At 62.4% G+C, this 18,562-nt stretch carries 18 protein-coding genes; 12 read left to right on the forward strand and 6 right to left on the reverse strand.

The genetic code is table 11. The annotated features are described in order from the left end of the window. Nucleotides 1-59 precede the first annotated feature (59 nt). Nucleotides 60-383, reverse strand: coding sequence for an exodeoxyribonuclease VII small subunit (locus Thiosp_RS24620; RefSeq protein ID WP_201069200.1), 324 nt, complete (start codon nucleotides 381-383; stop codon nucleotides 60-62). 272 nt (nucleotides 384-655) lie between these two features. On the opposite strand from Thiosp_RS24620, the gene parE reads away from it, so the two are divergent. Next, nucleotides 656-2,548, forward strand: a complete 1,893-nt coding sequence (gene parE, locus Thiosp_RS01050; protein ID WP_201069198.1) for a DNA topoisomerase IV subunit B — start codon at nucleotides 656-658, stop codon at nucleotides 2,546-2,548. A gap of 24 nt (nucleotides 2,549-2,572) precedes the next feature. Then, complete coding sequence (locus tag Thiosp_RS01055; RefSeq protein ID WP_201069196.1) at nucleotides 2,573-3,691, forward strand: FIST signal transduction protein; 1,119 nt, start codon at nucleotides 2,573-2,575, stop codon at nucleotides 3,689-3,691. Between the two features lie 44 nt (nucleotides 3,692-3,735). Here Thiosp_RS01055 and Thiosp_RS01060 read toward each other — a convergent pair whose 3' ends face one another. The 4 genes from Thiosp_RS01060 to gatC all read right to left on the reverse strand — a co-directional run bounded on the left by Thiosp_RS01060 (nucleotide 3,736) and on the right by gatC (nucleotide 7,611). After that, entirely contained in the window at nucleotides 3,736-4,215 is a 480-nt protein-coding gene (locus Thiosp_RS01060; protein WP_201069194.1) for a rhodanese-like domain-containing protein, read from the reverse strand. A 111-nt stretch (nucleotides 4,216-4,326) separates the two neighbouring features. After that, nucleotides 4,327-5,772 (reverse strand): Asp-tRNA(Asn)/Glu-tRNA(Gln) amidotransferase subunit GatB, encoded by a 1,446-nt coding sequence (gene gatB, locus Thiosp_RS01065; protein ID WP_201069191.1) that lies wholly within the window; start codon nucleotides 5,770-5,772, stop codon nucleotides 4,327-4,329. Between the two features lie 4 nt (nucleotides 5,773-5,776). Then, the gene (gene gatA / locus Thiosp_RS01070; RefSeq protein ID WP_201069189.1) at nucleotides 5,777-7,249 is read right to left on the reverse strand and encodes an Asp-tRNA(Asn)/Glu-tRNA(Gln) amidotransferase subunit GatA; all 1,473 of its coding nucleotides are present in this window, start codon (nucleotides 7,247-7,249) and stop codon (nucleotides 5,777-5,779) included. A gap of 80 nt (nucleotides 7,250-7,329) precedes the next feature. Beyond that, nucleotides 7,330-7,611, reverse strand: coding sequence for an Asp-tRNA(Asn)/Glu-tRNA(Gln) amidotransferase subunit GatC (gene gatC, locus Thiosp_RS01075; RefSeq protein ID WP_201069187.1), 282 nt, complete (start codon nucleotides 7,609-7,611; stop codon nucleotides 7,330-7,332). A gap of 652 nt (nucleotides 7,612-8,263) precedes the next feature. Between gatC and Thiosp_RS01080 the strand changes: the two genes are divergently transcribed. The 10 genes from Thiosp_RS01080 (at nucleotide 8,264) to lipB (ending at nucleotide 17,883) form a co-directional block, all read left to right on the forward strand. Continuing rightward, nucleotides 8,264-9,310, forward strand: a complete 1,047-nt coding sequence (locus tag Thiosp_RS01080; protein ID WP_201069185.1) for a rod shape-determining protein — start codon at nucleotides 8,264-8,266, stop codon at nucleotides 9,308-9,310. Nucleotides 9,311-9,392: 82 nt separating this feature from the next. Then, nucleotides 9,393-10,280, forward strand: coding sequence for a rod shape-determining protein MreC (gene mreC / locus Thiosp_RS01085; protein ID WP_201069184.1), 888 nt, complete (start codon nucleotides 9,393-9,395; stop codon nucleotides 10,278-10,280). Between the two features lie 6 nt (nucleotides 10,281-10,286). Next, nucleotides 10,287-10,766: a rod shape-determining protein MreD gene (mreD, locus tag Thiosp_RS01090; RefSeq protein WP_201069182.1), complete on the forward strand. Its 480-nt coding sequence runs from the start codon at nucleotides 10,287-10,289 to the stop codon at nucleotides 10,764-10,766. Between the two features lie 9 nt (nucleotides 10,767-10,775). Beyond that, a complete protein-coding gene (gene mrdA / locus Thiosp_RS01095; RefSeq protein WP_201069180.1) occupies nucleotides 10,776-12,683 on the forward strand; it encodes a penicillin-binding protein 2 in 1,908 nt (635 codons plus the stop codon). Nucleotides 12,684-12,689: 6 nt separating this feature from the next. After that, the gene (gene rodA / locus Thiosp_RS01100; RefSeq protein ID WP_201069179.1) at nucleotides 12,690-13,811 is read left to right on the forward strand and encodes a rod shape-determining protein RodA; all 1,122 of its coding nucleotides are present in this window, start codon (nucleotides 12,690-12,692) and stop codon (nucleotides 13,809-13,811) included. A 46-nt stretch (nucleotides 13,812-13,857) separates the two neighbouring features. Then, a complete protein-coding gene (locus Thiosp_RS01105) occupies nucleotides 13,858-14,703 on the forward strand; it encodes a septal ring lytic transglycosylase RlpA family protein (RefSeq protein WP_201069177.1) in 846 nt (281 codons plus the stop codon). Nucleotides 14,704-14,929: 226 nt separating this feature from the next. Beyond that, entirely contained in the window at nucleotides 14,930-16,096 is a 1,167-nt protein-coding gene (locus tag Thiosp_RS01110; RefSeq protein WP_201069176.1) for a D-alanyl-D-alanine carboxypeptidase family protein, read from the forward strand. After that, entirely contained in the window at nucleotides 16,093-16,956 is an 864-nt protein-coding gene (locus tag Thiosp_RS01115) for an aminotransferase class IV (protein ID WP_201069174.1), read from the forward strand. Before Thiosp_RS01110 ends, Thiosp_RS01115 begins: the two co-directional genes overlap by 4 nt. Next, nucleotides 16,949-17,269 (forward strand): YbeD family protein, encoded by a 321-nt coding sequence (locus Thiosp_RS01120; protein ID WP_201069173.1) that lies wholly within the window; start codon nucleotides 16,949-16,951, stop codon nucleotides 17,267-17,269. The genes Thiosp_RS01115 and Thiosp_RS01120 overlap by 8 nt, the downstream gene beginning before the upstream one ends. A 59-nt stretch (nucleotides 17,270-17,328) precedes the next feature. After that, on the forward strand, nucleotides 17,329-17,883 hold the full coding sequence (lipB, locus tag Thiosp_RS01125) for a lipoyl(octanoyl) transferase LipB (RefSeq protein ID WP_242519003.1): 555 nt from the start codon (nucleotides 17,329-17,331) through the stop codon (nucleotides 17,881-17,883). Here lipB and Thiosp_RS01130 read toward each other — a convergent pair. Then, nucleotides 17,853-18,509: a chorismate--pyruvate lyase family protein gene (locus tag Thiosp_RS01130; protein ID WP_201069169.1), complete on the reverse strand. Its 657-nt coding sequence runs from the start codon at nucleotides 18,507-18,509 to the stop codon at nucleotides 17,853-17,855. The two genes, lipB and Thiosp_RS01130, sit on opposite strands and share 31 nt — an antisense overlap. Nucleotides 18,510-18,562 lie beyond the last annotated feature (53 nt).

Here is an 18,562-nt window from a genome sequence, read left to right on the forward strand (position 1 = left end):
CGGGCGGCTGTTAGCCAAGCAGTATCCTTACAAAAAGTCTTTCTCTCGCGAGCCTGTCGTCAAGATCGCGCCGGAGCGCCAGTGGCGTCGAAAGGCGCGGGCTCGGCGGCGGCATTGGCCTCGGTCAGGATGCGCACGCGCTGTTCGGCGGTATCGAGCGCCTGCTGACAATGGCGGCTGAGATGAATGCCGCGCTCGAAGGTGGCCAGCGATTGCTCAAGCGCCAAGTCGCCCTGCTCAAGTCGATCCACCAAGGCTTCGAGCTCTGCGAGAGACTGCTCGAACTGGAGCGGTTTTTCGGCGGCATCAGACCCTGTCGCATCCTGTGTGACGGGCTCGCCGGTGACGGCTTCGGATTCTGAACTGGGCTTGGCTTTGGGCACGGGTGACGCGTGGCTGTTGCTGGTAAGACCGCCCGCGGTGCGCCGCAAATTAGCGGGCCGAGGGCAATTGCCTTTGGAGTTTCGAGCTGACTACGGTAGCTTACAGCGGTTTTGCGGTCAATCGATCTGGCCCGCGGCGCGTGCAGGTTTCGCCGTCATTTGGTGTGGAGCGACAACTGCCCGCCGTGATCCGGTGAATTTCAGCCAGTAACTAATAAGCCAGTAACTAATCGGTCGGTGACCTGAGCTTTGATGGTGAAGGAGTATCAGCAGTGAGCAAAGGCGGGTATGACGCCTCAGCAATCGAGGTCCTGAGCGGCCTCGACCCGGTGCGCAAGCGCCCGGGTATGTACACGGATACCACGGGGCCAAACCATCTGGTCCAAGAGGTGGTGGATAACAGCGTCGATGAGGCCATTGCCGGTCATGCGCGCTCCATCGCGGTGGAATTGTTTGCCGATGGCTCGGTTCAGGTCAGCGATGACGGCCGCGGCATGCCGGTGGATGAGCACCCGCAGCTCGGGCTGCCCGGCATCGAGGTGATCCTGACCAAGCTGCACGCGGGCGGTAAATTCTCGGCGGGCAGCTATCAGTTCAGCGGCGGTTTGCACGGTGTGGGTGTGTCCGTCGTCAATGCACTGTCAAAAAGGCTGGACGTCTGGGTCAAGCGCGACGGTCGCGAGTATCACATTGCCTTCGAGCAGGGGGAGAAGGTCTCGGAGTTGATCGAAACCGGCACCGTCAAACCTCGGGATACCGGAACCCGACTGCGGTTCTCTCCCGAGGCGGGCTATTTCGACACCACCAAGATTGGCGTGCGCGCGCTGCGCCATCTGCTGCGCGCCAAGGCGGTGCTTTGTCCCGGTCTCGAGGTGTCGTTCGCGGATGAGGCGACCGGCGAGCGCGAAAGCTGGTGCTATCAGGAGGGCCTGACGGACTATCTCAGTCAAGCCTTGGGTGATGTGCCGACGCTGCCGGAGGCGCCGTTTGTCGGCGAGATGGCAGGCGAAGCGGAAGCCGCCAGCTGGGCCTTGGTCTGGGTTCCGGAGCAGGGCGAGCTGACTACCGAGAGCTATGTGAATCTGATCCCGACCGTGCAGGGGGGCACCCACGTCAACGGCTTGCGCTCAGGGCTGACCGAGGCGCTGCGGGAGTTCTGCGAGTTCCGCAACCTGCTGCCGCGCGGAGTGCGCCTGGCGCCGGAAGATGTCTGGGGCCGGGTCAGCTACATCCTGTCGGTGAAGATGCTCAATCCACAGTTCTCAGGGCAGACCAAAGAGCGGCTGTCCTCACGTGAGTGCGCCGCCTTTGTCTCCGGCGTGGTCAAGGACTCGTTCAGCTTGTGGCTAAATCAGCATGTCGCCGATGCCGAGCGTGTGGCCGAGTTGGTCATCAACGCGGCCCAGACGCGCCTGCGCGCCGGGCGCAAGGTGGCGCGCAAGAAGGTCACCCAGGGGCCTGCGCTGCCTGGCAAGCTGGCCGACTGCACCTCGACCGACCCCAGTCGCAGCGAGCTGTTTCTGGTGGAGGGGGACTCCGCCGGCGGCTCGGCCAAGCAGGCGCGCGACCGGGAATTTCAGGCCATCATGCCGTTGCGCGGCAAGATTCTGAATACCTGGGAAGTTGATCCCAACGACGTGCTGGCCTCGCAGGAAGTGCATGACATTTCTGTGGCCATCGGCGTCGACCCGGGCAGCGACGACCTCTCGCGCCTGCGCTTTAGCAAGGTCTGTATTCTCGCTGATGCCGACTCGGACGGCGCCCATATCGCCACCCTGCTGTGCGCACTTTTTCTGAGACATTTCCCGAGCCTGGTGGTGGGCGGCCATGTCTATGTCGCCATGCCGCCGCTGTATCGCATCGACGTTGGCAAGCAGGTGTTCTACGCGCTCGATGACAGCGAAAAGCAAGGTGTGCTTGATCGCATCGCTGCTGAAAAACTTAAGGGCAAGATCAGTGTGCAACGCTTCAAAGGCCTCGGCGAGATGAATCCGCGCCAGTTGCGCGAGACCACGATTGATCCGGACACCCGGCGCCTGGTGCAACTCACGGTTGAAGACCCGGAAGCCGGGGGGCATCTGATGGACATGCTACTGGCCAAGAAACGCGCCGGCGACCGCCGCGCCTGGTTGCAACAGAAGGGTGACCTGGCTGAATTAGCCTAGCGCGCCCCGCAGGAGGACAGACCCATGAGCCCATTCCGCTATTCCCACGCCAGCGGCGAAGACTGGCGCCAGATTCTGGCGCGGGTGGTTGCCGAGCTGCGCGGTGCCAGCGGAAACCTCGGCTTCCTTTATGTCACCGAGCCCCTGAGCCCCCATCTCGACGATGTCCTCGATGGCCTGCGGCTGGCTACGCGGGTCGAGCATTGGATCGGCGCCGTGGCCGGTGGCATCTGCGCCGCTGGTGTCGAGTACTACGACCGCCCGGCCCTTGCTGCCATGGTCGCCGACCTGCCGCCGGACGCCTTCCGCATCTTCCCCCCCGTCATCGGCGATCTCAAAGCGTTCGACGCGGACCAGCAGCGCTGGCTCGGCAACCAGCTGCCCTATATGGCGCTGGTGCATGGCGACCCGGGCAATCGCGCCACCGCCGTGCTGATCGAACAGCTCGCCGCACGCACGGCGACTGGCTTTCTGGTTGGCGGCCTGGCAAGCGCGACCGTTGGCGGGGATGCCCGGTTGATTGCTGAGGAGCCCTGCGGTGGGGGGCTTGCGGGCGTTTGCTTCAGCGATGCGGTGGCGCTGCAGACCGGACTCAGCCAAGGCTGTACGCCCATCGGGCCGCAGCGGCGCATCACCGAGGCGCAGCGCAATGTGATCGTTCAGCTCGATGGCCGGCCGGCACTGGATGTCTTCAAGCAGGATATCGGCGCCGAGTTGGCGCGCGACCTGAATCAAGTCGGCGGGCTGATTTTTGCCGGCTTGCCCATCCGCGGCAGCGATACCGGCGATTATCTGGTGCGCAATCTGGTCGGCATCGATACCAACAAGCGCTTGCTAGCGATTTCCGAGCTAGTCGAGCAAGGCCAGGACATGATGTTCTGCCGTCGCGACGCCGACAGCGCACGCGAGGACCTCGGGCGCATGCTGCGTCACCTGAAAGGCCGCGTGAAGGGTACCCCGCGCGGTGGTATCTATATCTCTTGCCTGGGACGCGGCGCCAACCTATTTGGTGAGGATTCCGACGAGCTTAAGCTGATTCACGATCAGCTCGGGGAGTTTCCCTTGGTCGGCTTTTTCGCCAATGGCGAGATTTTTCAGCACCGACTCTATGGCTACACCGGGGTTTTGACGCTCTTTACCTAGTGATCAGCCTGCCGAGCGACACGCCTGGCGAATGAGCCACGAGCTCAGCACTTCCGGCATGGCTCGACCGGCAGCCCGCGCCTTAGCCAGCCAGGGCCGGTGCGACTGCCGACCATTCCCTCGCTGACATTGGCCACATCGGTGAATCCGGCCTGCAGCAGCACGCGCTGCATCACCCCGCTGCGGTTGCCGGTGCGGCAAATCAGGCCGATGGGGGCGTTCTTATCGCCATCGACGGCTTTAAGCACGCTTTCAACGAACGCCTGAGGACCGCCCGGGCGGCTCATGTCGATACGCAGTGCGCCCGGTGCAACGCCGGTCTGGCGCCATTCCTCGGGGGTGCGCACGTCGATCAGCGTGAGGCGCTGTTCGGCGACGGCCTGACTGGCCTCGGGTGCTGTCAGCTCGGGGCCGGCCTCGGCGCTGCAGGCACCGAGTAACAGGCCAAGGGCTGCGAACAGAACGAGTGCTAGGGGACGGGCGCACGTGATCGACTGTATTTCAGACTGCGGTTGGCAGCGCATCGCGTGATACCTCCTTCGATGCTGGCAGGATAACGTTTAAGCGATTCACAAAAGCTATCGGCCAGATGGGGTGGCGCCATGGGTTCGGCAAGACCTCTGGCCTTCTGCGCTTCACTCGCCAGCAAGTTTGTGCTTGAGCAATTGATTCACCACCCCGGGGTTGGCCTTGCCCTGGCTTTGTTTCATCACCTGGCCGACGAAGAAACCGAAGACTTTCTCCTTGCCGGCGCGATACTGCTCCACCTGCTGCGGATTGGCGGCGATCACGGCATCAACGATGCCCTCGATGGCGCCGCTGTCGGTGATCTGCTTGAGTCCGCGCGCCGCGATGACCGCATCGGCATCGCCCTCGCCGGCCCAGATAGCGTCGAACACCTGTTTGGCAATCTTGCCGGAGATGCTGTTGTCCTGCAGCCGCTTGAGTAGGCCGATCAGCTGCTCCGGTGTAACCGGGCAGGCGCCAATCTCCAGATCGGCCTTGTTGAGCGCCGCGGCGAGGGCGCCGGTGATCCAGTTGGCGGCAAGCTTGGCATCGCCGCAGCCGGCGACTGTTTGCTCAAAGTAATCCGCCATCGCCAGAGAGCTGGTCAGGGTGACCGCATCCGCGGTGTTCAGGCCATATTGCTCGGCGAAACGCGTGCGCATCGCATCGGGTAGCTCGGGCAGCCCAGCCGTGGCGGCCTGGATAAACGCGGCATCAATGGCCAGCGGCAGCAGGTCCGGGTCTGGGAAGTAGCGATAATCGTTGGCTTCTTCCTTGGAGCGCATGGAGCGGGTTTCGTCGAGATCGGCGTCGTACAGGCGAGTTTCCTGTACGATAGTGCCGCCATCTTCCAGAATATCGCGCTGGCGCTCGATTTCGAATTCCAACGCTTTGTGCAGAAAGCGGAAGGAGTTGATGTTCTTGATCTCGGCGCGGGTGCCCAAGGTGTCGGAACCAGCCGGACGCAGCGAGATATTGGCGTCGACGCGGAAGGAACCCTCCTGCATGTTGCCGTCGCTGATGCCGATCCAGCGCACCAGCTGGTGGATTTTACGCGCATAGGCCACCGCTTCGGCCGGCGAGCGCATGTCGGGCTCGGAGACGATCTCGAGCAGCGGCGTGCCGGCGCGGTTGAGATCGATGCCGCTCAGGCGGCCGTCGCCGAGATGGTCTTCATGGACTGACTTGCCAGCATCTTCTTCGAGATGGGCACGGGTGACGCCGACGGTCTTCAGGCTGCCGTCATCAAGCAGAATATCCACCTCGCCGCGTCCGACCACCGGCAGCTCGTACTGGCTGATCTGATAGCCTTTGGGCAAGTCGGGGTAGAAATAATTCTTGCGCGCGAACACCGAGCGCGAGGCGATCTCGGCGCCGATGGCAGTGCCGAAACGCACGGCATGGCGCACCGCCTGGTCATTCAGCACCGGCAGCACGCCAGGCAAGCCGAGGTCGATCGCGCAGGCCTGCCGGTTGGGCTCGGCGCCGAAGGCGGTGGCGGCGCCGGAGAAGATTTTCGAGGCGGTCTTGAGTTGGGTGTGAATCTCAAGGCCGATCACAATGTCCCATTGCATGGTGTCACTCCGTGAGGGACGCTGGCGGACGTGCCAGGTGCCAGTCGCTGTGCCGCTGGAGCTGATGGGCGACATTGAGCAGGAGCGCCTCGGCGAAATAGTCGCCAATCAACTGCAGACCCACGGGCAGGCCAGCGACGGGGGCAACGGGCACCGACATGCCCGGCAGCCCGGCGAGGTTGGTCGAGATGGTGTAGATGTCGTTCAAATACATAGCGACTGGATCGGTGGTCTTGTCGCCGAGGGGAAAGGCGGTGGTCGGTGCCGTGGGCCCAAGGATCACATCCACCTCGCCAAATGCGCGCTGAAAGTCCTGCTTGATCAGGCGGCGAATTTGCTGCGCTTTCAGGTAGTAGGCGTCGTAGTAGCCGGCCGAGAGTACATAGGTGCCGATCATGATGCGGCGCTTGACCTCGGCGCCGAAGCCCTCGCCACGGCTGCGTTTGTAGAGATCTTCAAGATCGATCGGATCGGCCGCGCGATGGCCGTAGCGCACGCCGTCGAAACGGGCCAGATTGGACGAGCACTCCGCTGGTGCCACCACATAATAGGCGGGTACTGAAAGCTCGCTGTTGGGCAGGCTGATCTCCTTGATTTCCGCGCCCTGCTGGCGCAGCACGGCGATGGCCTCCTCAACTGCGGCGGCGATATCGCTGTCTAGCTCGGGACTCATGAACTCCTTCGGCAAACCGATGCGCAGCCCGGAAAGGCTTGCATCCAGTTCCGACGAGTAATCCGGCACCGGCTCCTCGGCGCTGGTTGAGTCCTTGGAGTCGAAGCCGGCCATGGCCTGCAGCACCAGCGCGGCGTCGGCTGCAGAGCGCGCCAGCACCCCGGCCTGGTCGAGGCTGGAGGCGAAGGCGATCATGCCCCAGCGCGAACAGCGCCCGTAGGTCGGCTTGATGCCGGTAATGCCGCAGAAGGCCGCCGGCTGGCGAATGGAGCCGCCAGTGTCGGTGCCGGTCGCGGCCACGCACAGTCCGGCTGCCACGGCCGCCGCTGAGCCACCAGAGGAACCGCCAGGTACCCGAGTCGAGTCCCAGGGGTTTTTCACCGGACCATAGTAGCTGGTCTCGTTCGACGAGCCCATCGCGAACTCGTCCATGTTGGTCTTGCCCAGGCTAACCGCGCCCGCCGAACTCAGTTGGCTGACCACGGTGGCGTCATAGGGTGCGATGAAGTTATCGAGCATGCGCGAGGCGCAGCTGGTGCGCACGCCCTGGGTGCAGAAAATGTCCTTGTGCGCAATCGGGATGCCGGTCAGAGGACTACCCTCCCCGCGCGCGAGTTGCTGGTCGGCGGCATCGGCGTCGGCCAGCGCCGCCTCGGGTGTGACGGTGATAAAGGCATTCAGCGCGGGGTTGTGTTGCTCAATGCGCGCGAGGCAGGCGGCTGTCAGCTCGCGGCTGGACAGCTCGCGCCGGCGCAGCCGCGCCGCCAATTCGGCAATGGGCTCGCCGAGCGTCTGATCGATCATGTTGCTGCGGTCCTGGTGCTGATGTTGGTGCCGGTGTTGAATCGGGTGTTAGCGCCGGTTGGGGCCACTCCTGTCAATGGTTACTCAATCACCCGCGGGACCAGATAGAAGCCGTCCTCGGTTCTTGGCGCGATCTGCTGGAACTGCTCGCGCTGGTCCGGCTCCGTGACTGCATCGGCGCGAAGCCGCTGCGTGATCTCGAGCGGGTGGGCGAGCGGCTCGACCGCGGTCGTGTCGATTGCGTTCATGTGCTCGACCATGGCGAGAATATCAGTCAGTTCGCCCGCGTATTGGTCGAGTTCGCTCGCATCTGCGGCAAGTTTGGCGAGATTTGCGATTCGTGCGACTTCGGACGCTTGCATTCTTGTCAGGACTCATTCGGCGTGATTTCAGTCACGAAAAAACCCGTCGCGCGAAAAAAACCGCACGAGGAGAGATGTTCGGTATTAAGCTTGCAGCTTCTGTATCAAGCGTGCGGATAAGCTCACACAGGGGCTTGCCCAGGGCAGACCGGGAGCAGGCCGGGACAGGATGGAGCCGGGCCCGCTGCATGCTCCAAGCTACCATAACAGCGCCCGTCTGACGAATTTGCCCGGTAACTTAAATCTGCCCAGTAACAAAATTCGGCCCGGTAACCTGGGTGAAGGTTTCACTGCTGCAAGGGAGCATTTGCTATCGGTGTTGTCAGTGACCTCAATGCGCGCGCAAAAAAAATCCTAGACCTGGCAGACCATTTGCCCTCGGGGTTCTTGCCGAGCAAGCGCGACATTGCTAGATTAGGCGTTTGACTGAGATGGCGCGATCGCGGTTTGCCGGTGATGTTGATCAGATGAGTCCGGGCCATGAGCGCTAGCCCACGACCTTATTCACAACGCGGCTTCGCTGGCGAAACGCCTCGATGCGAGGCGTTTTTTTGTATTCGCCACGCTCGCACCTCGGCGCGGGCATGCTGGTTAACACGGCTGAGCGACGAGCTTTTGTCGTTAGCCGGGGCGGTCTTAAGGAAGGAAACCAATGTTTTTTAGACGCATTCGGGGCATGTTTTCCAACGATCTGTCGATCGATCTGGGTACCGCCAACACGCTGATCTATGTGCGCGGCAAGGGGGTGGTTTTGAATGAACCCTCGGTGGTCGCGATCAGGCAGGATCATGATGGTGGGCGCAAGACCGTGGCCTCGGTTGGCGAGGAAGCCAAGGCTATGCTCGGGCGCACCCCGCAGAACATCACCGCGATCCGCCCGATGAAAGACGGCGTCATCGCTGATTTCACCGTCACCGAGAAGATGCTCCAGTACTTTATCCACAAAGTGCATGAGAGCCGGATTATTCGCCCAAGTCCGCGGGTGCTGGTGTGCGTTCCCTGCGGTTCCACTCAGGTTGAGCGCCGTGCCATCAAGGAATCTGCCGCCGGTGCTGGCGCGCGCGAGGTCTACCTGATTGAGGAGCCCATGGCGGCAGCCATCGGCGCTGGCTTGCCGGTGGCGGAAGCGCGCGGGTCCATGGTGCTTGATATCGGCGGCGGTACCTCGGAAGTTGGGGTGATTTCTCTCAACGGCATCGTTTACTCCCAATCGGCGCGCATTGGTGGGGACACCTTCGACGAATCCATCATCAATTACGTGCGCCGCAATTACGGCACCTTCATCGGTGAGGCTACGGCGGAGCGTATCAAGCACGAGATTGGCTCCGCCTTTCCCGGCAGCGAGGTGCGTGAGGTCGAAGTCAAGGGCCGCAATCTCGCCGAAGGCATGCCACGCAGTTTCACGCTGAACAGCAACGAGATTCTCGAAGCCCTGCAGGAGCCGCTGTCCGGAATCGTCAGCGCCGTTAAGATCGCGCTCGAGCAGACACCCCCGGAACTGGGCTCCGATGTTGCCGAACGTGGCATCGTGGTCACCGGTGGAGGCGCGCTATTGCGCGACCTTGATCGCCTCATTGCCGAGGAAACCGGACTGCCGGTGATAATTGCCGATGATCCGCTGACCTGTGTGGCGCGCGGTGGCGGCATGGCGCTGGATATGATCGACAAACGAGGTGTGGATTTCTTTGTTGGCGAGTAGGCTGGTCGTGAGTTGACTAGGATTCGGCGTCGCTTGTCTCGGATCGAGCAATTTTTCGCGGCTATTGCATGAAGCCCCTTGCATGAAGCCACTTTTCAACCGCGGACCCTCTGCCGGTGTGCGCCTTGTTCTGGCGCTGGTGCTGGCGTTCGCGTTGATCATCGCCGATCTGCATTACCGCCAGTTCGATGCGCTGCGCTCCGGGCTTGCGGTGACCGTCTATCCGCTGCAGGTGCTTGCGTCCCTGCCGACGCGCTTCGCGCAGGATCTGGAAAGCCAGATGGCCAGCAAGGTGGAGTTGCGGGCCGAGAATGAACGCCTGCACCGGGAAAATCTGACCCTGCGCGCACGCCTGCAGCGCTTCGCCTCGCTCGAGTCGGAAAACGAACGCTTGCGCAACCTGCTTGGCTCGGCGTTCAAGGTGGGCGAGCGGGTATTGATCGCCGAGTTGTTGCAGGTGGACCTCGACCCCTACCGCCAGCAGGTGCTGATCGATAAGGGCGCCTTGTCCGGGGTGTTCGTCGGTCAGCCGGTGCTGGATGCCAATGCCGTCATGGGGCAGGTGGTGCGCACCAATCCGCTGACCTCAACGGTCCTGTTAATCACCGATGCCCGCCACTCGCTGCCAGTCAAGATCAACCGTAACGGGCTGCGTTCTATCGCTACCGGCTCCGGACTGGTGGATCAACTCAATCTGCTGCATCTTCCCAAGAAGGCCGATGTGCGGGTTGGCGATCTGCTGGTCACCTCCGGCCTCGGCGGTACCTATCCACCCGGCTATCCGGTCGCGCGGGTGACCGAGGTGCGCATCGAGCCGGGCAAACGCTTTGCCACCGTGACCGCCGAACCTACGGCGCGACTTGATCGCAGCCATGAGGTGCTGCTGGTCTGGTCACTGCCGAAACTCATGGAGAGCGGCGTCATGACCGAGACCGGCGGAACGGGGATTACCTCGACGCTGGAGCCTTGAGCCGCCATGCCTGGACGTACCCTATGGGCGATTCTGTTGACGCTGGGCGCATCCTGGTTTCTGACCATCGTGCCAATGCCCGAATGGGCTGTCGGCTATCGCCCGCAGTGGACGGCGCTTGCGGTGGTTTTCTGGATCACGACTGTGCCCGACCGAGTCGGGGTTTTTTGGGCTTTCTTTGCCGGGCTGATGCTGGATGTCGTCACCGGCTCGCTGCTCGGCCAGCATGCATTGAGCTTTTCGGTGATGGGGTACCTGGCCGTTGAGCTGCAACAGCGCATCGCGCTGTTTCGGGACTGGCAGCAGGCGTTATCGATCTGGCTGATTTTGACAGTCGAGCGGTTGTTGTCACTGTGGGTGATGAGCGCGACCAATCAGCCGACCCCCTCGCTGTCTTACTGGACCGCAACCTTTGTCAGCATGCTGCTGTGGCCCTGGTTGGCGGCTATGTTGCGCGGGCTTGTGCGCCGCTTGAATCTGGCTTAGCCTCGAGCCATGGTCGATTCCATGTTCAAAGATCCACGCGGCGAAAAGCGGCTGTTCACCGCGCGGGTGATTCTAGCCGCCGTCGTGGTGGTGCTCTGCCTGGCTGCCGTGGTGGCGCGCCTGGTTTTCCTCCAAGTTTATAACAACGACCATTTTCGCACCTTGTCTGAGGACAATCGTGTGCGCGTAGAGCCCTTGCCGCCCATGCGGGGCCTGATGTACGACCGCAATGGTGTGCTGCTGGCCGATAATGTGCCGTCCTACTCGCTAGAGATCATCCCAGGCCGGGTTGAGGATGTCGCCGCCACCATCGATGCACTGAGCAAAATCATCCCGATCAGCGAGGACGACCGTCAGCGCTTCGAGCGCTTGCGCCGCCAGCATCGGCGCTTCGACGGGGTGCCGATCCGCCTGGACTTGAGCGACGCCGAGCGCGCCCGTTTCGCGGTGCAGAGTCATCGCTTCCCCGGTGTGCAGATTCATGCCGAGTTGCTGCGCCATTACCCCTTCTCGCTCGAGACGGCCCATGTACTCGGTTATGTCGGGCGCATCAACGAGGAGGAAATGGGCCGGATCGATACCTCGGCCTATGCCGGAACCAGCCATATCGGCAAGGTCGGCCTGGAGAAGGCCTATGAGGACGCTTTGCACGGCATCGTTGGTTACCAGCAGGTGGAGGTCAATGCGCGTGGGCGGGTACTGCGCACGCTCAAAGAACAGCTGCCAACCTCAGGTGAAGATCTGGTGCTGTTTCTCGATCTCGACCTGCAGCGCGATGCGATGGCGGCTATGGAGGGAAAGCGCGGGGCCGTGGTGGCCATCGACCCGACCTCCGGCGGCGTGCTGGCGATGGCGAGCACCCCCAGCTTCGACGCAAACCTGTTTGTCGATGGCATCAGCGTGAAGGATTATGTCGCTCTGCGTGACTCGATCGACAAGCCTTTGTACAACCGAGCGGTGCGCGGTCAGTATCCCCCGGCCTCGACCATCAAACCGTTCATCGGCCTTGGCGGCCTGGCCACCGGCTCCATCAGTTTCAGCGACGGCAAATACTGCGGGGGCTATTTTCAGCTCCCCGGCCACGGCCATCGTTATCGCTGCTGGCGGCGCAGCGGGCATGGCACCTTGACCGTGACCGATGCCGTGGTGCAGTCTTGCGATGTGTATTTTTACCGGCTCGCGCACGACATGGGCATCGAGCGGCTCGATCGATTCTTGGGCGATTTCGGCTTTGGCACCACAACGGGCATGGACTTCGCCGATGAGCTTGGCGGTCTGCTGCCGTCGCCAGAGTGGAAGGAGCGTGTCCGTGGTCAACCCTGGTACCCGGGTGAGACGCTGATTGTGGGCATCGGGCAGGGCGCTTTTCTGGTGACTCCGGTGCAGCTGGCCGCTGCGACCGCGGCCATGGCTAACCACGGAACCTACTTCCAGCCGCGCATGGTGCAGGCGGTGCGCGATCCGGCCAGTGGAATTGTGCAAAGAACAACAGCAGTGAGCCATCGCGTTGCGGTCGACAGCGAGGCGAAGTGGCAGGGGATTGTCGATGCGATGGCGCAGGTGGTGGAGGGGCCTCGTGGTACCGCACGCCGCATCCGCAGCCCATTGATCCGCATTGCCGGCAAGACTGGTACCGCGCAGGTCTTCACCATCGGTCAGAATGAGCGTTACAACGAGTCACAGGTGGCCGAGCGCATGCGCGACCATGCGCTGTTCATCGCTTTCGCGCCGGTCGAGGCGCCGCAGATCGCGGTGGCCGTGATCGTCGAAAACGGCCGCCATGGCAGCTCGACTGCCGCGCCCATTGCCCGCCAGCTCATCGATAGCTATCTCCTCAAAAAACGCGTAAAGATTCCGGAGCCGGCGGACACTGCGCCCAACGCTCAGGCGGATGCAGACGGATCGGATGTGGATTGAGCAGTTATGGCCACTCTCTCCGACAGCCTGAGCAGCGCACAGAACCGCGGATTGTTCGAGCGCTTGCATATCGATCTGCCGTTGCTGCTTGGCGTGCTGGTGCTCTGCGGTTGCGGGCTGGCGATTCTGTTCAGCGCCACGGACCAGTCCACCGGTCAGGTCGAGCGCCAGATGATCAGGCTGGGCCTGGCCTTTGGGATCATGACCCTGATCGCGCAGGTCCATCCGGACGAGTTGCGTCGCTGGTCGCTGCCGCTCTTTGGGTTTGGCGTGGCCATGCTGGTAGCGGTAGCCATCACCGGCGAGATCGGCAAGGGCGCGCAACGCTGGCTCGACCTTGGCGTGGTGAGGTTTCAGCCCTCGGAGCTACTCAAGCTGGCGGTGCCCATGATGCTCGCCTGGTTTTTCTCCGGCGCCACGCTGCCGCCCAGTCTGCCGCGGATATTGGTGGCTGTGGTTCTGACCGCCATTCCTGTGTTGTTGATCGCCCGCCAGCCGGACCTCGGCACCGCACTGATGGTCACCAGCGCGGCGGTGATGGTGCTCTTCATGGCCGGATTGAGCTGGCGGCTGATCGGGGTGCTGGCGGCACTGGCCGCGGGAGCGGCGCCGGTGCTGTGGTATTTGATGCACGACTACCAGCGCCAGCGGGTGCTGACATTTCTCGACCCGCAGTCCGATCCGCTTGGCTCCGGCTATCACATCATTCAGTCGCAGATTGCCATCGGCTCGGGTGGGATCTACGGCAAGGGCTGGTTCCACGGCACCCAGTCACATCTGGAATTTCTGCCCGAACGCTCGACGGATTTTATTTTCGCGGTGCTTGGCGAGGAGTTCGGCCTGGTGGGTATTCTGGTGGTGCTGCTGGTGTATCTGTTCATCATCTTCCGCGGGCTCTACATTGCCGCGCATGCGCCGACGAGTTATGCGCGCTTGCTGGCTGGAGCCATCACCATGGTGTTTTTCACCTATCTGTTCGTCAACACTGGCATGGTGGTGGGCTTGCTCCCTGTGGTGGGGGTGCCGCTGCCCTTGATCAGCTACGGGGGAACCTCCCTGGTGACCATCATGGCGGGCTTCGGGATTCTGATGTCAATACAAACTGCCAAATATTCTCAATCAAGATAAGATGTTTGCCGCTATAATGAAGGTAGTTTGTCAGGAAGGAGCAAGCATGAACGCGCGTCTTTTCAACCGCTGGCTGGTCTCTGGTGCCTTGATCTCCCTGCTTGTGGGCTGCGGCGGCACCGCGACCCGCCCGGACAGCGAGGAGATCGGTGGGGCGCCCGATGCCGTGCCACGGGTCGAGCCCAAGTCCAAATACGGCAACATGTCGTCCTATGTCGTGATGGGACGGCGTTATAGCACCAAGCCCAGCAGCAAGGGCTATGTCGAGCGCGGCCAGGCATCCTGGTATGGCAGCAAGTTTCACGGACGCCGTACCTCAAGCGGTGAGGTCTACGACATGCATCAAATGACCGCGGCGCACAAGACGCTGCCGCTGCCAAGCTATGTGCAGGTGACCAATCTCGAGAATCACCGCAGTACCGTGGTGCGCGTCAATGACCGCGGCCCCTTCCATGGCGGGCGCATCATCGATCTGTCCTACGCGGCGGCGAAAAAGCTTGGAGTGGTCGACGCCGGTACAGCAAAGGTGGAGGTCCGTTCGATCGATCCGCGCGATCATGGCGGGTTTGTCAAGGTTCAGGCCCCGAAGGCACGCAGGATTGCGGACAAGCCTGACAAGACAGCCGGCCCGTTTCAGGACCCAGCCCTCGCCGCCAACGATCATCTCTACCTGCAGGTCGGAGCCTTCGATCAACTGGCCAATGCCGAGGAGCTTCGCCATCGGTTGCTAGCGCAAGTCCCTGGTCCGGTCAATATTCGTCCCGGGGCAGAAGCTGAGGTTGCGCCCTACAAGGTGCATGTCGGGCCGCTTAGCTCCCGTGCCGAAGCTGAGGCTATGGCGCAGCGGCTGGCCAGCCTGGGGCTGGAGCCGGGGATCTTTGTCGGTCCCTGAGTCTTGTGCCCGTCGTCTCTTGTCTCTTGAGTCCTGAATCTGGCGCCCAGAGTTTCACAGGCTAGTTTCACAGCCTGGGCCGCGCCGTTGAAGGAGCGCGACCCTCAAGGCGCGCTCCCCGGATGACAAGCCCGCGCCGGCTTCCACTTCAAGGTCGCCAATCGGTTAGAATTTTTGCATTCAGCGGTCGCACGGCCGCGCTTTTTTCAGCTGGAAGGATAGCGTGATGTTCTCTTTGGCAAGATTCCCGCGTCTGGCCTTGGTGCCAGCCTTTTTCCTGCTGTGCGCTCTGGTGGCAAAACCATTGTCCGCGTCGCCCCAGGCCATGCCCGAGCCGCCCCAGCTCGATGCCGGCGGCTATGTGCTGATGGACTTCGAGAGCGGCAAAATCCTCGCCGAGCTGAATGCCGACGAGCAGCTCGCGCCCGCCAGCCTTACCAAAATCATGACCGCCTATGTGGTCTTCGGAGAGCTGGCTGCGGGGCGCCTAAGCGTCGACGACGATGTGCTGATCAGCGAAAAGGCCTGGCGCACCGGCGGGTCGAAGATGTTCGTCGAAGTTGGCAAGCGCGTGCGGGTGGAGGATTTGCTCCAGGGCATGATCGTGCAGTCCGGCAATGATGCGAGCGTCGCTCTCGCCGAGCATGTTGCCGGCAGTGAGGCGGCCTTTGCCGACATGATGAATGCCGAGGCCGCGCGCATTGGGATGACAGGCTCGCGTTTCACCAACGCTCCCGGTCTGCCCAATCCCGCGCACTACACCACCCCGCGCGACATCGCGATCCTGACTCGGGCGATGATTCGGGATTATCCGGACTACTACAGCTGGTATTCGCAACAGGAGTTCACCTACAACGATATCCGCCAGTACAACCGCAATATCCTGTTGCGCCAAGACCCAAGCGTCGATGGTGTCAAGACCGGCCACACCGACGAGGCGGGATACTGTCTGGTGGCTTCGGCGAAGCGCGATAGCCAGCGCATGATCTCGGTGGTGATGAAGACCGCAAGCACCAAGGCGCGCGCGAGTGACAGCCTGTCGCTGCTGAACTACGGCTTTCGCTTTTTTGAGACCATCGAACTCTTTCCCGGCGACAAGCCGGTCGAGACCCTGCGCATCTGGAAGGGCGAGACCCAGGAGTTGCCCGTCGGGCCGGCGCACGATGTCGCGATCAGTATCCCGCGCGGCAGCTACGAGAATGTCGTGACGCAGCTCGAGGCAGTGCCTGAGATCATCGCCCCCATTGAGAAAGGTGATCAAATCGGCGAGATTGTCATCACCTTAAACGACGAAGAACTGCGCCGGGTGCCGCTGGTCGCGCTGGAGGCGGTTCCCAAAGGCGGGCTGATCCGGCGCGCTATCGATACTGTGCTGCTGTGGTTTCAGGGATGACACAGGTCTATCTCAACGGGGAATTCCTGCCGCTGGCCGAGGCGCGGGTGCCGGTGCTCGATCGTGGGTTTCTGTTCGGTGACGGAGTCTATGAGGTGATTCCCGCGTATGGTCGCAAGCCGCTGCGACTCGGTGCGCATCTTGATCGACTCGAGCGCAGTCTGGCCGGCATTCGTCTTGACAATCCACTGGCCCGCTCAGATTGGGAGGGCATTGTTGCCCGTCTGCTTGATGCGCACGAGGCGAATGATCAAGCCATTTACCTGCAGGTCACGCGCGGTGCCCCGGCGGTGCGCGACCATCGGTTCCCTGCAAAGACCTCACCGACGGTTTTTGTCATGACCAAAGCGCTGACGCCGCGCGATCCAAATATTGCTGAGTACGGTGTCGCGGCGGTACTGCGTGAGGATACGCGCTGGCAGCGTTGCGACATCAAGTCCGTTTCTCTGGTGGCGGCCGTGCTGCTGCGTCAGGAAGCGGCTGATGAGTCCGCCGAGGAGGCACTGCTGGTGCGCGACGGCCATGTCGTGGAGGGGTCCATTAGCAATTTGTTTGTCGTGCACGAAGGTCGCTTGACCACGCCACCCACGGGCCCCGAGCTGCTCTCGGGTATTACGCGTGAATTTGTCATTGAGCTTGCCAGACGCGAGGGACTGCCGCTTGCCGAGCAGCCGGTACCAGTCGCTGCATGCCGCACGGCTGATGAAATGTGGATTTGCAGTTCCACGCGCGAGCTGTTGCCGGTCACCCGTCTCGATGGCAATCCTGTTGGCGACGGTCGAGTCGGGCCAATGTGGCGCCGGCTTGATGCCGCCTATCAGGAGTGCAAGGCGCAGCTGGCGGGGAACGGCCATGGCTGAGCGCGGCAAGGCCGGGGCGAGCGCCACTCCCACCGCGAGCAGCGCGCCCACTGCGAGCGATACCCTGCTGGAGTTCCCGTGCCGGTTTCCAATCAAGGCAATGGGGCTGGCCGAGCGCGATATCGCCACCCTGGTGGTTGAAATTCTCACACCCCACACGGGAGACCTGGCCCCGCACCAGGTGCGTCAGCGTCCCAGCCCCAATGGCAAATGGCTGTCGGTGACCGTGGAAATCGAGGCTCAAAGCAAAGCCCAGCTCGACGCCATTTATCGCGACCTGACGGCGCACGAAGCGATCGTCTATGCGCTGTGATAGAAGCTCCTGTCGTGCGCCAATGCGGGCGCTGCGCTTACCAGGAGACCTTCGAGCAAATGCGCGCATTCACCGACACGCGCGACGCGCAAACCCGCGATGAGCTCTGGGTGGTGGAGCATGACCCGGTATTGACCCTGGGTCAGGCGGGCCGCCGCGAACATCTGCTGAACCCAGGGACCATTCCCATCATCGACAGCGATCGCGGCGGTCAGGTCACCTACCACGGTCCCGGTCAGGTGGTGATCTATGTGCTGCTCGACCTGCGCCGGCGCGGACTTGGCGTGCGGCAACTGGTTAGTCTGCTCGAGCAGTCCGTGATCGCAGCGCTCGCCGCCGAGGGCATCAATGCCACCACCAGGGCGGGCGCGCCCGGCGTTTATGTGGATGATGCAAAAATTGCCGCTTTGGGGCTGCGCGTGCGCCGCGGCTGCAGCTACCACGGGCTTGCGCTCAATGTCTCCATGGACCTAGCGCCTTTTTCGCGCATCGATCCCTGCGGTTATCGCGGGCTGCGGGTCACCCAAGTCGCCGACCTCGGCTGTGAGCTGGCGAAGGAGCAAGCTGCCAGTGCGCTGGTTGATCAGCTGTGCGCGCGGTTGGGGTCGCCTTGAGCGCGGTCCGGCGAGCAAAACAGCGCCAGCGGAAAGGTTTCGGTAATCAGGATCACCGGTTCGCCGTCGATGATGATGCGATAGGTCCGAAACAGACTCTCGCCTGACACACCCTGAGCCGTGTCGGCTGGGACAGGGGCCTGATTCACACCAACCTCCATCACCTCGCGGTAGCTTTCCAGTCCGCTGTCGCGGATGAGCGCGCCGATGCCGATTTCACGGTCGATCAGGCGTTGGCGAAAATGATCGGGCACGCGCTCGGCGCGAATCACCGAGTCGGCGCGGGCATACTCATTTCCTGTGTCGGCCCCGCGCAGACGCACGCGCCGCATCAGAGCGCGATCGCCTGCATTGATCGCTACCCAGGGAATCTCCGCTTCGGCGGAGAGGAATTCCTGGTATAGGGTGTCCACCATGACCGGCTCCCAGAAATAGGCCTCGAGGATCTTGGTGACCGTGCCATCAGTGACCAGCAGGGCGCGCAGAAATGCCGGCAGCGATTGAATGGCGCGGCGACTGCCGTCACGACAGGCAATGGTGCCGCCACGCACGAATCCCTGGCAGCGAAACGGGTTGACGTCTGCCGCGATGCCGGAGGCATGGGCGCTGGGGTAAAACTGCTTCATTGAGGGTCGGGGTTTCCAGGCTTTTGAGCAGACATTCAAGAGACGAGGGCGCG

Source organism: Thiorhodovibrio litoralis (genome assembly GCF_033954455.1).
Lineage (GTDB): Bacteria > Pseudomonadota > Gammaproteobacteria > Chromatiales > Chromatiaceae > Thiorhodovibrio > Thiorhodovibrio litoralis.

What these genes read in the sequence shown, in the direction of transcription:
- Thiosp_RS01055 (WP_201069196.1), top strand. Translation starts at nt 2,573, where the DNA reads ATGAGCCCATTCCGCTATTCCCACGCCAGCGGCGAAGACTGGCGCCAG.
- Thiosp_RS01060 (WP_201069194.1), bottom strand. Translation starts at nt 4,215, where the DNA reads ATGCGCTGCCAACCGCAGTCTGAAATACAGTCGATCACGTGCGCCCGT.
- gatB (WP_201069191.1), bottom strand. Translation starts at nt 5,772, where the DNA reads ATGCAATGGGACATTGTGATCGGCCTTGAGATTCACACCCAACTCAAG.
- gatA (WP_201069189.1), bottom strand. Translation starts at nt 7,249, where the DNA reads ATGATCGATCAGACGCTCGGCGAGCCCATTGCCGAATTGGCGGCGCGG.
- gatC (WP_201069187.1), bottom strand. Translation starts at nt 7,611, where the DNA reads ATGCAAGCGTCCGAAGTCGCACGAATCGCAAATCTCGCCAAACTTGCC.
- Thiosp_RS01080 (WP_201069185.1), top strand. Translation starts at nt 8,264, where the DNA reads ATGTTTTTTAGACGCATTCGGGGCATGTTTTCCAACGATCTGTCGATC.
- mreC (WP_201069184.1), top strand. Translation starts at nt 9,393, where the DNA reads ATGAAGCCACTTTTCAACCGCGGACCCTCTGCCGGTGTGCGCCTTGTT.
- mreD (WP_201069182.1), top strand. Translation starts at nt 10,287, where the DNA reads ATGCCTGGACGTACCCTATGGGCGATTCTGTTGACGCTGGGCGCATCC.
- mrdA (WP_201069180.1), top strand. Translation starts at nt 10,776, where the DNA reads ATGGTCGATTCCATGTTCAAAGATCCACGCGGCGAAAAGCGGCTGTTC.
- rodA (WP_201069179.1), top strand. Translation starts at nt 12,690, where the DNA reads ATGGCCACTCTCTCCGACAGCCTGAGCAGCGCACAGAACCGCGGATTG.
- Thiosp_RS01105 (WP_201069177.1), top strand. Translation starts at nt 13,858, where the DNA reads ATGAACGCGCGTCTTTTCAACCGCTGGCTGGTCTCTGGTGCCTTGATC.
- Thiosp_RS01110 (WP_201069176.1), top strand. Translation starts at nt 14,930, where the DNA reads ATGTTCTCTTTGGCAAGATTCCCGCGTCTGGCCTTGGTGCCAGCCTTT.
- Thiosp_RS01115 (WP_201069174.1), top strand. Translation starts at nt 16,093, where the DNA reads ATGACACAGGTCTATCTCAACGGGGAATTCCTGCCGCTGGCCGAGGCG.
- Thiosp_RS01120 (WP_201069173.1), top strand. Translation starts at nt 16,949, where the DNA reads ATGGCTGAGCGCGGCAAGGCCGGGGCGAGCGCCACTCCCACCGCGAGC.
- lipB (WP_242519003.1), top strand. Translation starts at nt 17,329, where the DNA reads ATGCGCGCATTCACCGACACGCGCGACGCGCAAACCCGCGATGAGCTC.
- Thiosp_RS01130 (WP_201069169.1), bottom strand. Translation starts at nt 18,509, where the DNA reads ATGAAGCAGTTTTACCCCAGCGCCCATGCCTCCGGCATCGCGGCAGAC.